The sequence below is a fragment of the Luteibacter sp. dw_328 genome, from assembly GCF_018449605.1.
GTDB lineage: Bacteria > Pseudomonadota > Gammaproteobacteria > Xanthomonadales > Rhodanobacteraceae > Luteibacter.
The window spans coordinates 24,235-38,434 of sequence record NZ_JAAVUW010000002.1 but is presented as its reverse complement, the minus strand read 5'-3'; the positions used below and the strand labels follow the sequence as shown (position 1 = coordinate 38,434).

The following is a 14,200-nucleotide window of genomic DNA, read 5'->3' as shown; positions in this document are numbered from 1 at the left end:
AGGGGTCCCCCTGTGAGAGCCGCTGAGGGACAGCGCGTTCGCAACACGCACGACGGCACGAGCCGGCGGGAGGAGCTGCCGGCTGTACTGCTGTCGATACGAGGTGAGTGGAGGGATTTAGCCGTCCATACGCTGTCTGCCGGCGGATCATCCGCTTGACTGATGACAGTCACAATACCTTGCGGTCACCTATCAAGGACTTTCGCCACCATACGCTCGCGTTCCGTGACGCAGGTCATATTTGTACGACACTGGATAGAATCGGCCAAGAGGATTCTCCCTCATCGTGCTGAGCTATGGCGACATCCCTCTATGGAGGTATGCCGCGGTGCTCATCACTTCTTCGACAAGGCGTCGAACTGCTGCTGAAGGTAGCTGCTGGTACTACCGAGCTTGGTCATCATGGTATCCAGCGCAGTGAACTGCTTCGTGGTGCGGTCGACGAACGCCTGCATCGTGATTTCGAAGTTCGCCTGCTTCTTGTCGATATCCTTGGTGCGCGCGTTGAGGTTGGCCGTGCGCTGACTGAGGATGCCGTTCGTTGAGGTCCAGTCGGTGATCAACTTGTCCAGCTTCACGGTGGCACTCTGCGAGCCACTGAGGAGTTCCTGGGTCTCCGCGGGAGAGGTGGCGAGCACCTTCGTCAGCTTGGTTCCATCGAACTTCAACGTTCCGTTGAGCTGGAACGCCACGCCGAGATCGCTCAACGAGTGCGGGCCTGCCGCGTTCCCCGATGTCTTCGAACCGACCAGCGTGGAGATCTGGCTCTTGATGGACGTCACCGTGGCGTCGCCGATCAACGCGCCGACCTGCTGGTTCGTCTGGTCGTACTTGGTCAGCGCCTGGTAGGTCGAGATGAACTGGTTGTATGCGGTGACCAGCGAGTTCAGGCTGGTGGCGACGGCACTCGAATCGGTCTGGATGTCGACCGTGCTGGTGCCGATCTTGGTCAGCGTGAGCGTCACGCCGTCGATCGCCGACGCGACGGTGTTCGTCGGACTCGTCGCCTTGGTATTACCGTCGATGGTGAACTCGGCATCCTGCGCCGCGGTGATCGCGGTATCCTTCGCCGGGTCGAAGGCGAGTTGCGAGAGATCCGCGTCGCCGTTGGCGGAAACCGTGAATGCGTTCTGCTTGCCGGTCGATGCCGAGGTCAACGTCAGGTGCGCACCGTCCGTGCCCGTGACGATGCTGGCCGTGACACCGGGATTGCCCTGCGCCTTGTTGATCGCGTCGCGGATGTTCTCCAACGAGTTCGCCGGCGGTTTGACGTCGAGGGTCATCGACCTGGCGCCGATAGCGATCGTCAGCGTGCCCGTGCCCACCGCTGCCTTGCCCCCGGCCAACGCCACGGAGGTGGTCTTCTGGGCGGCGGCCAGCCTGGTCACCTCGATGGTGTAGTTGTTGGCACGTGCATCGGGGTCGGCCACGGCTGAGAGCACGGTGGGCTCACTGATCGAGGTCTTGTGCGCCTTGAAGGCCGAGCCATCCGACAGGGACTTGATCGCCTTCTGCAGGTTCGTCAGCGACGCAGTGAAGTTGCCTACCGAGGATATCTTCGTCTTGTTCGTATCTTCCAGCTTCGCCAGCGCCTTATCCGTCGCCTTGCGCTTGTTGTCCGATAGATTCTTGACGATGCCGGCGACGTCGATCGAGCTCGAGCCGAGATTGATGGTGTTGGTTGCCACGAGGTTCTCTCCTTGAGAACGCCTGCCCAGGGCGTCGGGATCTTGACGGCGCGGGCGCCGTCACGCTGATATCCCTACTCGCAAGCAATTACGATGCCATCGTAATTTTTTGATCAGGCCCTCAGGACGCGGTGCCGCCGACCGTCATGGCGTCCACCCGCAGCGTCGGCTGGCCGACACCGACCGGGACGCTCTGCCCGTCCTTGCCGCATACGCCAACGCCTTCGTCGAGCTTGAGGTCGTTGCCGATCATCGAGACCCGGGTGAGCACTTCCGGGCCGGAGCCGACCAGGGTCGCGCCCTTGACCGGACGCGTCACCTTGCCGTCTTCGATGAGGTAGGCCTCGCTCGCCGAGAAGACGAACTTGCCGTTGGTGATGTCGACCTGCCCGCCACCGAAGTTCACGGCATACAGGCCGCGCTTCACCGAGCGGATGATTTCTTCCGGCTCACGATGACCCGCGAGCATGTAGGTATTGGTCATCCGCGGCATCGGTAGCTGGGCGAACGACTCGCGGCGACCGTTACCGGTGGACTTAACGCCCATCAGCCGTGCGTTGAGCTTGTCCTGCATGTAGCCCTTGAGGATGCCGTTCTCGATCAGGGTGGTGCACTCCGTCGGCGTGCCCTCGTCGTCGATGCTGAGCGAACCGCGGCGGCCCGGCAGCGTGCCGTCGTCGACGATCGTGACGCCTTCGGCGGCGACGCGCTGTCCAATGCGGCCGGTGAAGGCCGAACTGCCCTTGCGGTTGAAGTCGCCCTCGAGGCCGTGTCCGATCGCCTCATGCAACAGCACGCCGGGCCAGCCGGGACCGAGGACGACGGTCATCGTGCCGGCCGGGGCGTCTACCGCCTCGAGATTGACCAGCGCCTGACGCACGGCTTCGTCGGCAAAGCCGTGAGCCCGACCGTTGGCGATCAACTCGCCATAACCGTAACGGCCGCCACCACCCGAATGGCCCTGCTCTCGCCGGCCGTTCTGCTCGACGATGACCTGGATGTTGAGGCGAACGAGCGGACGCACGTCAGCCGCCAGCGTGCCATCTGAGCCGGCGACGAGGATGGTGTCCAGCGTGGCGGCCAGGCTGACCACGACCTGCTTGACCCGCGGGTCGCGAGAGCGCGCGTACGCGTCGATTTCGCGCAGCAGCTTGATCTTGTCTTCGTTGGGCAGGCTCTCCACCGGGTCGATGGCCGGATAGAGACCGCGACCGGTGGTAATCGCCAGCGGCTTGCCCGCGCCGGCGCCGCCCTGGGCGATGGCCCGGGCCGCACGCGAGGCTTCGAGCAGCTGCGGCAGGACGATTTCGTCGGAATAGGAGAAGCCGGTCTTTTCGCCCGAGATGGCGCGGACGCCGACACCCTGTTCGATGGAATGGCTGCCGTCCTTCACGATGCCCTCCTCCAGCACCCAGGACTCGCTGCGCGAATGCTGGAAATAGAGATCGGCCGCGTCGATCGAGGGCCCCATGATCTGGGAAAACACACGATCCAGGTCCGTGGAAGCAAGGCCGCCGGGGGTGAGCAGGCGACGTTCGGCGAGGGAAATCAGGGAGTCCATCAGGTCTGCCGGTAGGAATTCGGGGTAACCCCGGATTTGGGGTCGGATGCGGCCAGCTTAAACCCTCCGGGGCCGGCCGACAGACCGGTCGGGACACAAGTTGCTACGATGCCGTTCAATCCATCGGGACGGACACCATGAGCAAGGGAATCAAGCGCAACTTTGCCCGCCGCGTCGCCACGGCGCCTGTCAGGCGGGCCGAGGCGGTCGTGGACGAAACCCGCGACCTGCTGCACAAGAGCGGCGGGCTGTCTCCGGCCAAGGCCATGGTGAGTACGGCCATCGCCCTGTCGCTCGGCTTTCTCTGCCTGCTTGCGGTCATCGCCTTCCACTACCCCCAGTACCTGACCACGCCGGACCTGCGACACAAGTATTCGGTCGACGTGCTCCGCCAGGCCCTGCTCGGTGGCCTGCTTGTCGCCGGTGGCCTAGCCCTTGCGAACGTCATCCTCGGCCGCAAGCGCAATCTCAACATCGCGGCCTTCATCATGGTGATCGCCGCGGTCGCGCTGGGCGGCTCACGCGTGCCGGTGGGAGCCTTCCCCGATCACACACCGTATATCGGCCTGGACTGGTTCATTCTCGACCTGCTCGGCTCGACCGTCCTGTTCGTGGTGATCGAAAAGCTCTTTCCGCTCTACCGCGGACAGAGCGTCTTCCGCTTCGAGTGGCAGACCGACATGAAACATTTCGCCGTGAACCACTTCATCGTGGGTCTGGCACTGCTGATCGTGAATTTCCTCATCCATCATGCCTTCGGCTGGCTGGTGAGCAGCAAGTTCCAGCAGATGATTGCCGGCATCCAGTTCGTGCCACAGCTACTGCTGTGCGTCCTCGTCGCCGACATGGCGCAATACTGGACGCATCGCGCGTACCACGAAGTCCCCTTCCTCTGGCGCTTCCATGCCGTCCACCACAGCGTGAAGACCATGGACTGGCTGGCCGGATCGCGCCAGCACATGCTCGAACTGATATTCACCCGCGTCTGCGTGCTGGCGCCACTCTATGTGCTCGGCTTCAGCGAGGCGGTGATGAACGCATACATCATCGTCGTCGGCTTCCAGGCGGTGTTCAACCACGCCAACGTGCACCTGCCCTGGGGTCCGCTGAAGTACGTCGTGGTCACGCCGGACTTCCACCACTGGCACCACGCCTCGGACGACGAAGCGATCGACAAGAACTATGCGGCGCATTGGGCGTTCCTGGATTACCTCTTCGGCACGGCTGTGAAGGCCACGAAGACGAAGTTTCCCGCGAAATACGGCGTCGTCGGCGATTACATGCCGGAGGGATTCGTCCGGCAGCAACTGTTCCCGTTTCGTCGGCAGAAGCCGTGACGTGACAAAGCCCGCCGGCTCACGCCGGCGGGTAAGCGTGGCAGTCGAGCCAGGTCACGCCGCTCCCTGTCGTCTGCTGCAGCAGCCACGGAACCGCGACCTGCGCTTTGGGATGAATGTCGTGAAACAGGATGACGCCGTGACGCCAGAGCAGCATCAACGCCAGCACGCGCTGCTTCACCTGCTCGGCGTCCACCTTGTTGTTCCAGTCCTGTGAGTCGATGTTCCACAGCGTCACTCGCAGGCGGGCATCGGTAAAGAACGCGTCGCTGTCGGACTTGCGTTGTCCATACGGCGGACGAAACAACGGCACGAAACTCGCCGGCAGATTATCGTGCACGAGCGCGATGCTCCGGGTGACGGAGTCCTGCCAGTCAGGCATCGAGCTGTGTGACTTGTGTTCCCAACCGTGCGCACCGACGCACATGCCCGCATAGGTCGCACCCAGCGACGCCGGCGATGCCTGCTGCAGCCGATTCTGCAGGTTGCCGCCCAACGTAAAGAACGTCGCGTTGAGGTGAGCCTCGCGCAGCATCGCCAGGGTCTTGTCGGTGTTTCCGGCAGCGCGGGTCGGGCCGTCATCGAAGGTGAGCAGGAAGTGCCGATCGGGGGGCTCGTTCCCGCTCAACTCATGGTCGGAGAAAGTGGATACCTCACTGCTCACCCGTGGAAAAAGCGCAGCGAGTCGCAGCAATTCGTTGAGGTAGACACGGTGAAACGTGACGTCATTCTGGTACCACGCCTGGTACCGAGCATCGGAGATGCCCACGAAGGCAGTCGCGGCCTTGCGGAAGGCTGCTTCATCCGCGCCAGCGGGGCAGAACACCTCTTGCGCGCCGCAATGCGCCGATGCAATGGCGTAACCGGATGCGAGTCGCTTCCAGTACATGTCCCGGATCGCTTCGACCGAAGCGTGATCGACCTGCTTGATCTTCAGGGCGTCGATGAGATCGGCGTCGGTGAGCTTCTCACTTGCCGCGAGCTCGTGCGCAAACACCAGCATTTCCGCACGCGATGCGCGGTCGAAGCCGGCGGTGCTATCGACCGGGTCTGGCCAGAGGCTGCGATCGGGAGCGGCAACGGCGCTCGGCCCGACCGCGTGTGCGGCGCCGGCAAGGCACATAAGAAGGAAAACCAGAACAGCTTTGCGCACGATGAGCTCCTGCAAGAAAAGGGGCCCTGACGGGCCCCGTTCCGATTATTGGTGGGCGCTGACGCGCTCGATGGCTTTGTCGTAGACCGGGTTTGCCTTTTCCTGCCTGGCGGCGCGGTAGTTGGTCAGCGCATCGGCCCACTGACCCGCGTCTTCGTAGAGTCGGGCAATGTTGTAGTAGGCACCGGCACGGGTGGTGGCCGCATTCGGACCTGACGCAAGGGCGATGGCCTTTCTGTCCGCCCAGATGGCTTCCGCCGAACGGCCGGCCTTCTGATAGGCGAGTCCAAGATTGGCGTATGCCTGACCGTTAGCGGCATCGAGCTGGGTCGCTTCCTGGAAGAGGGAGATGGCATCGTCGAGACGACCCGCATGGTAGGCCGTCTCACCTGCCTGGTTGCGCGCCTTGGCTCGTGTCGGATCGGCGGCAGCCTCGTTCGTAGCCGCTACGTGAGTACCTTCATTGCCGTAGCGTTCGATCGCGCCCGTAGCCTGAAGGAAGCTGCCGCGCATGCCTTCCATCGCGTTGATGTCCTGGAACTCACCCTCACCGGTCACCCGGAAGACCGCCCACAGATTGCCGACCTTCCCGGTGGGTACGTAGTAGGTGCGCACGAGCGACTGGCCGATATAGACGAAGACCTTGGCGCCGCTTTCCGAGAGGTTTCTCGTATCAGGCGACATGTTGTCGGTGTAGTCGTGCACCGAATACACGTACGTCTCGCCGTCGTGCTTGCGCTCCAGCGTGATGGTCTCCGGACCGAAGCTCGTCGTGTCGTCGACATCGAGGTTGGCGTCCGTGCCTTTCTTCGAGCCGAAGTAAATGTGGTTGCCCGGGTAGGTGATGTGCGAATCGAGATCCGTTGGCTTCTCGCCCCATGTCAGCACGATGCGCATGCCATCGAGGTTGTGCATCACAGGGCTAAGAGCATACGTCATGCCTTCGCACGGGCACTTTGCCACCAGCGTCGAATAGCCTTCCTTCTTGACGATGATCAACGTCTCCGCGGCGTCCTGGTAACCACCCGGCAGGGCCGCGTGACCCTGGGAGTCGCTCGACACACCGACCGAAGGCTCACCGTTTTTCTGCAGGATCACCATCGCGCCCGCGACAGCCTGATCCTTGACGGTGGCACTGAGGATCTGGACGTTCCCTGCATGAGCAGCCATGACAAAGGACAGCATGCCCAGGACGGACAGCTGCCGACGACGTGCGAGTTTCATGGTTCATCCCTGTTTGGTTGGAAGGCTGGAGCGCCTGCAATCTTCCGTGGTCTTCGTGCCTTCGGCCGGCCTCAATTATGGCGCGACGGTGGCAGAGCGCCTGGCGAGCACGGCTGCTCTCCGGGCGGAGATCCTATGTGATCGGCGCCTCGAATACGAGCCGCCGCATGGGACTCAAACGCCGCGATTCCGTTTGGCTGGCTGCGCCGATCGGCGCGTTGCCGGTTCTAGAGCAGGGGGGCGGTGGAGGTGCTGCCCTTGTCCATCGGCGTAAAGACGGGTTTTTCCCAGGTGCCGGTGACGTGGTAGCGCTTGCGGGCCGCTTGGTTGAGGCCATGCCCGAGGATGCCCTGCACGGCAAGTCCGGCGGCGGCGCCAACGGGGCCACCGGCGATGGCGCCGACGATCGGCAGGCTGCTGCCAAGGTGAGGCACCACCAGCACTTCCTGGTCGTAGTCGTGTGTCTTGAGTCCGGTACGACCGGTAATGGTTATCTCAGCGGCGGGACCGCGGATCTTGAGGTTCTGCGTGCTCGCATCGCCATTGGCGAAGCGGAAATCGCCGGTGATGGAGTCGAAACCGAAACCTTTCCCCACCACGTCGCCGAAGTCGAGCGCGAGGCGACGCGGCAGTTCGGTAACGGAGACGAGGCTGAAGAGTCGACCGACGCCGGGCTGCACTTCGAGGATGCGACCCTTCGCGATGTCCACCTTGAGCGTGCCGTCCATGTTTGCCAAGGCAAGCGCCGACGGACCGCCCGGCCACACCGCGTCGAGCTTCGCCGACGTACGTCCGCCCTGGAAGATCCCGACGAAGCCGAGTGCATCGAGCATGCGAGCGACATCTTCGGAAGCGAAGTCCATCGCCAGATGGGTGCGGCTACGCTTCTCGTCGCCGATCCAGTCGCCGGCAGCGGTGATCTGCACGTTCTTCGACTGTGCGCGCAACTGGTCGATATGCATGCCCTCATCCGTGGGCCAGGTTTCCAGACGGGCTTCGCCGAGCTTCGCCTTGCCCAGGCGCATATCCGTCACTTGCAGGTGCAGGGGCGGCAAGCTGGACGGCGCGACGCCGGCATCGTTGGCGTCGGGCGCATGGGTTGCAGCGGTCGTGGCAGCAGCCTTGTCTTCGGCCTTCAAGGTCGTCGACGCTACGGTCGCGGCGGCACCGGCGGCAGCCTTGCCCTTCTTTGTCGCGTCGGCGGCATCGTCCGCCGCAGGCCACCACAGGCGATCCATGCGCGCCGTGATACCGCGACGACGCAGCTCGTCATTGGGCACGTTGAGCTGCCCGGCCATGGCGTCGCTGTCGACACGTAGCGAAAGGTCCTGCGGACCCGGACGCGCAACGATGTGCATGTTCGAAAAATGCTGGCCGAAGACTTCGCCATCGTCGGTGACGAGATCCAGTCCGCTAAGGCCCGGACCACTGCCGCCGCTGGCAGACATGCCGACCACGTATTGCACCCATCCGGAAACGTCGAGTTTCGACGCGTGTCCGCCGATGAGGTAGCCCTGCGCCGGCATAGCCGTGGGAACGGCCGCACCCAGATTGAAGGCGGCGGCGATCGGCACTTTGTCGGTAGGCAGGCGGAGGCGTCCGCGTACGACATCACCCAGGGCGAGGTCGAGTCGCGCACCATCGACAGGCAAGCCAACGCGCAGCGACAACGGTTCGGCGAGAGGCGCCGGCTTCTTGACCGGCGTGGGCAGCAGAAGCTCCACGCCACGCAGATCCGAATCGACCGTCAACGCTTGTGCCGTCGCGTCACCCTGCCCCGTTCGGGACAGTACATAGCCGAGGCGGAAATTACCGCGACCTTTCGCGGTATCGCCGATCCACTTCAGATTCTCGTAGTCGGCGACCAACTCGCTCACGGCGAACGCGCCGGTAACGGACGCATCGATGATCTTCGCCGGGTCGCCGGTCGCGCCGCCGATGGCCAGATCGAGATCGGCCGGCTGGCCATGGAAGGAGGTCTTCAGGTCGGTGGCCTTGAAGCCCTTCGCGTCGAAGCTCATCGGCCCGGTGATTTTGTCCAGGCGCAGCTTCCACTCGTTAGCGACGAGGTCGGCGTCCTTCAGCGTGGCCTTGCCGTCCAGCGTCACGTCGTGCGCGTTGCCCAGTGGCAGCAGCATGTTGAAGCCGAACTCACCCGTGCCACCCAGTTTCAGCTTGTCGATGGACTCGCGACTGTTGCTGGCGATGGGGCTGTTCTTGATGAAGTCCAGATAGCTGCCTCCGGTACCCGCGCCACTGACTTTCAGGTCGAGGATGCCGTTGGCGAAGTCGGGAATGGCGGCGGTCGCCGAGCTGACCGCATTGCCGAGCGCGTGGCCTTCGGTCGCTTCGACGTACATGCCATTGTCGATGAAGGTGGCCACGGCCGAGAGGCCTTCGGCGCGCGGCCAGCCCGTGCCGTAGTCGAGCACGGTGTCGTCGATGACGGCACGACCTTCGAAGCGGCCTTCCTGGTTGCGGAACGGCCAGTCGCGGAGGTTGCCACGCACCACCGCCGAACCGCTTTCGATGTGCCCGGAGACAAGGCCACGGTTGAGCCAGTTCTGCGAACCTTCTGACATGGTATGAGGCCAGAACAGCTTGGCCGCCGGCACGTCGCCCGGTCCGAGGGCGACGTACATATCCATGAAGGGACCGGTGTCGGCGCCGGGAACGACGAACTCGCCGCGTGCCTGGCCGCCGAAACCTTCGCCCTGGAAATCCAGCGGATCGACGCCGATGTGCCAGTCGTCGCCGTCCTTGTAGGCAGCCATGTCGCCGCCGAGCATGGACATCACGAAGGGCTTGCGGAACACGCCGGTGAAATCGAGCGTCGTAGCCTGCCTGGGCAGGCTGAGCGCCAGCGCCTGGTCGTCGCCGTATACCTCGCCATCGAGCCTGGACACGCCCGGCAGCTTGCCGATCGCGTCGATACCCAGGCCGGCGAAGGTGGCATGGACGAAGCGGAGACCGTCGACGGAATCCCAATCGGCATGGACATCGCCGAGGCGGCCGCGTGGTCGTCCGTCCGAGAGCCAGCGAGCGAGTGCCGGAGACACCTGCGGCGCGAGCCCGGCCCAGGGCAGCAGCGGCCCGAGCTCGATCTTTCGCGCGACGACCGTGCCGTTACTGCGATCGCCCTGCGTATGCGTCACGAGGGCGAGATCGCCACCGTCGGCGCCTGCCCAATCGACGCGTTGGCCATCGGCAGTGCGATGCATGTCGACAATGCCATGCAGGCCCGGCGTACTTACCGTGCGCGCCGGACCACGTACCGCGAGCTCATCGAAATCGACGCGCGACGTGGCGCGCACGACGTGTCCGTCGCGCCAGTCGAGCCATGATTCGAAACCACCCTTGCCACCGGCCAACGCATAGCCTCCGGCATTGAAATCCGCCGTCAGTGCGGCCAGGTCCAGGTCGGCGCCCTTGACGTAGACGCGACCATTGGAGCCGTCGGCAGCGAAGCGCCCCGCCGCGGTCAACAGGCCACTGACGTTTTCGCGGCGCAAGCTGCCACCGACACGAACCGCCTGCCCCTGAAGGCTGATGCGCAGCTGGTCGGCAATGAGTCCGTAGCTGCGGTGAGTGGTGTCGTCGGCGATTTCAAGGCGGAGGTTGCTGAGCCAGAGGTCCGCGGAGAGGTTGCCGAAGGAAACTTTCTGCGTACCGCCACCGGCGCCAAAGCCATCGACACTCCAGCGGCCATCGACGGCACGATGCAGGCCCATGCGCATGTCGCGCAGGCGCAGGTTGAGCAGGTGCCGCGACGGCAGCACGAAGGCACCGAAGTCGAGCTTTACCGCCGCCTGCGGCAGACGCAGCGCGTCACCGCCTTCGGTCGGGGCAATGGTCACATCGCGCATCACGAACAGCGGACCCGACGGCCGCCAGAAACCTTCGAGCGAGCCGAAGCGCACCGGCTTGCCCAGCTTCTTGCTGAGCAGTGCGGCGACACGGTCGGGATAGTGCGCGGCCAGCGGCAACAACAGCTGGCCGACCGCCATCACCAGGGCAAGCGCCACCAGCACACTTGCGACCAGACCCAGAAGGAAGAACCGCAGGCGTCGTGCGCGATGGCGCCAGCCGGGACTCACCGGCCCACGTTCCGGCAGGCGCCGGCGTCAGAGAAGCACGACATCGAACTGTTCCTGCGAGTAGTGCTCTTCCGCCTGGAAGCGGATGCTCTTGGCGATGAACTCCTCGAGTTCGGCCACGGCAGCGGACTCTTCCTCGAGAATGCGACCGACGACTTTCGGGCTCGCCATGACCAGCAATTTCTGCGCATTGAACTGGCGCACGGCGCGGGTGATTTCGCGGAATATCTCGTAGATCACCGTTTCCGCGGTTTTCAGTGCACCGCGACCGCTGCACGCCGGGCACGGCTCGCAGAGCTGGCGTTCGAGGCTTTCGGTGGTGCGCTTGCGGGTCATCTCGACCAGACCCAGCGCCGACATCGGATACACCGTGGTCTTGGCGTGGTCCTTCTGCAGGCCCTTCTCGAGCATGCGCAACACCTGCCGCTTGTGCTCGTCGTCCACCATGTCGATGAAATCGATGATGATGATGCCACCCAGGTTGCGCAGCCGTAACTGGCGCGCCGCGGCCTGCGCCGCCTCGAGATTCGTGCGGTAAACGGTTTCTTCGAGATTGCGGCTGCCGAGGTAGCCACCCGTGTTCACATCGACGGTCGTCATCGCTTCGGTCTGGTCAACGATGAGGTAACCGCCGGACTTCAGCGGCACCTCCTTGCGCAGGGCGCGCTGGATTTCGTCCTCCACGCCGTAGAGATCGAAGATCGGACGCTCGCCCGCATAATGTTCGATACGGTCGGATAGCACCGGCATGAACTTCTGCACGAATTTGACGGTTCTCTCGTAGGTTTCGCGTGAATCGACACGCACCTTCTCGATGCCGTCGTTCAGCGAATCGCGTAGCGAACGCAGCGGCAACGAGAGTTCCTCGTAAACGCGCTCGCCCATCTTCGCCTTCTGGATGTTCTCCTGGACCACGCGCCAGACCTTGCTCAGGTAGGTCACGTCGAATGCGAGCGATTCCTCGGACTGCCCTTCCGCGTTGGTACGAACGATGTAACCCAGCGGGTTCTCGCCGATCAGCGGCGTAATGATGTCTTTCAGTCGCTGCCGCTCGGACTCTTCCTCGATCCGCACGGAAACGCCCAGCGTGCGCGAATGCGGCAGCAGCACCAGATAACGGGAGGGAATGGAGAGGTGCGTGGACAGCCGCGCACCCTTGCTGCCGATCGGATCCTTGACGACCTGGACCACGATTTCCTGGCCTTCGTGGACGAGCTCACTGATCGGCGGCACGGGACCGTGACCGTTCGACTTGCCATCGACAGGGGCATCGGTCGGCGGAAGTGGCGCCCGGACGATATCGGAGGCATGCAGGAATGCGGCGCGATCGAGACCGATCTCGACGAACACCGCCTGCATGCCGGGCATAACGCGCTGCACGCGACCCTTGTACACATTGCCGACGTAGCCGCGCTTCGATGCGCGCTCGACGTGGACCTCCTGCAGCATGCCATTTTCGACAACGGCCACCCGCGTCTCACGCGGTGTGACATTGATCAGGATTTCCTCGCTCACACCAGCCCCTATCCTTAAGTCATCGCGCTTTATAGCCCGCGCGCCGACAACATGTCACTGACTCCTGAGGAGTCGGGAAGTTTCGTGGAGCGGCAGGCCCATGACGCCCGAATAGCTGCCGGAAAGGTGTTCGATGAAGGCCGCGGCGCGACCCTGAATGGCGTAGGCCCCAGCTTTACCGAAGCATTCGCCGCTGGCTACATAGTCGTCGATCTGGGCCGCGTCGAGTGGGGCGAATCGCACGATGGACACCGAAAGTGCATCGCGCTCGCCTTTTTCGTCGATCAGCCAGACCGCCGAGACCACCTGGTGCTCGCGGCCGGACAGGCGGTGCAGCATCGATGCCGCGTCGGCCGCGTCGCGCGGTTTGCCGAAAACCTCATCGCCCAGTATCACCTCGGTGTCCGCACCGATCACGCGGACTCCCGCTTCGGCCGAGACCAGGGCGTAGCCCGCGCGGGCCTTGTCCAGGGCTACCCGGGCAACGTACGCCTCGGGCGCTTCGCCGGGCCGCCGGATCTCTTCCACATCGACGTCGAGCACGCGCGGCGCTTCACCGATCTGGCCAAGGAGTTCCCGCCGGCGCGGCGATTGCGAAGCCAGGTAGAGCACGGCGTGTCCTTCAGGCGCGATGGTAGGGATGACCGGCCACCAGGGTGGTAGCGCGGTACAACTGCTCGGCGAGCACGAGACGCACGAGCATGTGTGGCAGGGTCAGCGGTCCCAGCGACCAGCGCTGGTCGGCGCGGGCGAGGACATCGGGCGCGTGACCATCCGGTCCACCGATGAGGAACGCGACATCGCGACCGCCCATCCGCCACTGTTCGAGCTGCTGGCCCAGGTCTTCGCTGGACCATGTCTTGCCGCGACCGTCGAGTGCGACGACATGGATGTCGCGAGGCAAGGCCGTGAGAATGGCCGCGCCCTCGTCGAGCGTGGCCCGCACGTCATCGCGACCCTTGCCACGAAGTCCGGGCTTGATCTCGATCAGTTCGAGTGGGAACTCATGCGACAGCCGCTTGCGGTACTCGGCAAAGCCTTCCGCCACCCAGGCCGGCATGCGCTCGCCGACCGCAATGAGTCGAGCCCGCATAGCGGGCTCAGTCGTTGGCGGCTTCGAAGCCGTCGTCGCCCACGGTCCACAGGCGCTCGAGGCCGTAGAACTCGCGGATGCGAGGCATCATCACGTGGACGATGATGTCGCCCAGGTCGACCAGCACCCACTCGGCTTCGGTCTGGCCTTCGACGCCGAGCGGCATCACACCCGCCTGCTTGGCGAACTTGATGACTTCGTCGGCAATCGACTTGACGTGACGGGCTGAGGTGCCCGACGCGATGAAAAGGATATCGGCGATGGAGGTCTTGCCACGAACGTCGATTTCGCGGACGTCCTTGGCCTTGAGGTCTTCGAGCGCGGCGACGACGCGCTGGCGCAGGAGCTCGTTACTGACGGCGGACTTGCCCTTGGCCTTGCGGGATGCGGTCGAACTCAAGATGCGAAAACCTCATGCGGCGGAATGCCGGCTTCGAGGGCAGTATAACCCCCGCTGGCGGCGGGCGCGTCAAATGCCTGGACAGGTATTCAGGGCCGGACGGCCTTGGGCTGGAGCATCGCCGCTGGAGCA

Annotated in this window: 10 protein-coding genes; 1 reads left to right on the top strand and 9 read right to left on the bottom strand. The window is 64.0% G+C overall.

What is annotated here, in order from left to right; translation table 11 throughout:
* Positions 1–335: 335 nt before the first annotated feature.
* On the bottom strand, positions 336–1,688 hold the full coding sequence (gene fliD, locus HB634_RS04695; RefSeq protein ID WP_213947759.1) for a flagellar filament capping protein FliD: 1,353 nt from the start codon (positions 1,686–1,688) through the stop codon (positions 336–338).
* A gap of 121 nt (positions 1,689–1,809) precedes the next feature.
* On the bottom strand, positions 1,810–3,252 hold the full coding sequence (gene tldD / locus HB634_RS04690; protein ID WP_197478218.1) for a metalloprotease TldD: 1,443 nt from the start codon (positions 3,250–3,252) through the stop codon (positions 1,810–1,812).
* 134 nt (positions 3,253–3,386) lie between these two features.
* Here tldD and HB634_RS04685 point away from each other — a divergent pair, with 134 nt between their 5' ends.
* Positions 3,387–4,586 (top strand): sterol desaturase family protein, encoded by a 1,200-nt coding sequence (locus HB634_RS04685; RefSeq protein ID WP_063571136.1) that lies wholly within the window; start codon positions 3,387–3,389, stop codon positions 4,584–4,586.
* 19 nt (positions 4,587–4,605) lie between these two features.
* Here HB634_RS04685 and HB634_RS04680 read toward each other — a convergent pair whose 3' ends face one another.
* The 7 genes from HB634_RS04680 to rsfS all read right to left on the bottom strand — a co-directional run bounded on the left by HB634_RS04680 (position 4,606) and on the right by rsfS (position 14,011).
* Complete coding sequence (locus tag HB634_RS04680) at positions 4,606–5,739, bottom strand: polysaccharide deacetylase family protein (protein WP_213947758.1); 1,134 nt, start codon at positions 5,737–5,739, stop codon at positions 4,606–4,608.
* A gap of 45 nt (positions 5,740–5,784) precedes the next feature.
* A complete protein-coding gene (locus HB634_RS04675; protein WP_213947757.1) occupies positions 5,785–6,963 on the bottom strand; it encodes a tetratricopeptide repeat protein in 1,179 nt (392 codons plus the stop codon).
* A gap of 227 nt (positions 6,964–7,190) precedes the next feature.
* The gene (locus HB634_RS04670) at positions 7,191–11,060 is read right to left on the bottom strand and encodes a YhdP family protein (protein ID WP_213947756.1); all 3,870 of its coding nucleotides are present in this window, start codon (positions 11,058–11,060) and stop codon (positions 7,191–7,193) included.
* 27 nt (positions 11,061–11,087) lie between these two features.
* Positions 11,088–12,575 carry a ribonuclease G gene (rng, locus tag HB634_RS04665; RefSeq protein WP_213947755.1) on the bottom strand — a complete coding sequence of 496 codons (1,488 nt, stop codon included), beginning with the start codon at positions 12,573–12,575 and terminating at the stop codon, positions 11,088–11,090.
* Between the two features lie 54 nt (positions 12,576–12,629).
* Positions 12,630–13,187: a Maf family protein gene (locus HB634_RS04660; RefSeq protein ID WP_063573121.1), complete on the bottom strand. Its 558-nt coding sequence runs from the start codon at positions 13,185–13,187 to the stop codon at positions 12,630–12,632.
* A gap of 10 nt (positions 13,188–13,197) precedes the next feature.
* On the bottom strand, positions 13,198–13,668 hold the full coding sequence (gene rlmH, locus HB634_RS04655; RefSeq protein WP_063573122.1) for a 23S rRNA (pseudouridine(1915)-N(3))-methyltransferase RlmH: 471 nt from the start codon (positions 13,666–13,668) through the stop codon (positions 13,198–13,200).
* A gap of 7 nt (positions 13,669–13,675) precedes the next feature.
* On the bottom strand, positions 13,676–14,011 hold the full coding sequence (gene rsfS, locus HB634_RS04650; protein WP_107915045.1) for a ribosome silencing factor: 336 nt from the start codon (positions 14,009–14,011) through the stop codon (positions 13,676–13,678).
* Positions 14,012–14,200 lie beyond the last annotated feature (189 nt).

Bases quoted from the DNA above. Each gene is read 5' to 3' on its own strand.
- HB634_RS04685 (WP_063571136.1), top strand. From the start codon at position 3,387: ATGAGCAAGGGAATCAAGCGCAACTTTGCCCGCCGCGTCGCCACGGCG.
- HB634_RS04675 (WP_213947757.1), bottom strand. From the start codon at position 6,963: ATGAAACTCGCACGTCGTCGGCAGCTGTCCGTCCTGGGCATGCTGTCC.
- rlmH (WP_063573122.1), bottom strand. From the start codon at position 13,668: ATGCGGGCTCGACTCATTGCGGTCGGCGAGCGCATGCCGGCCTGGGTG.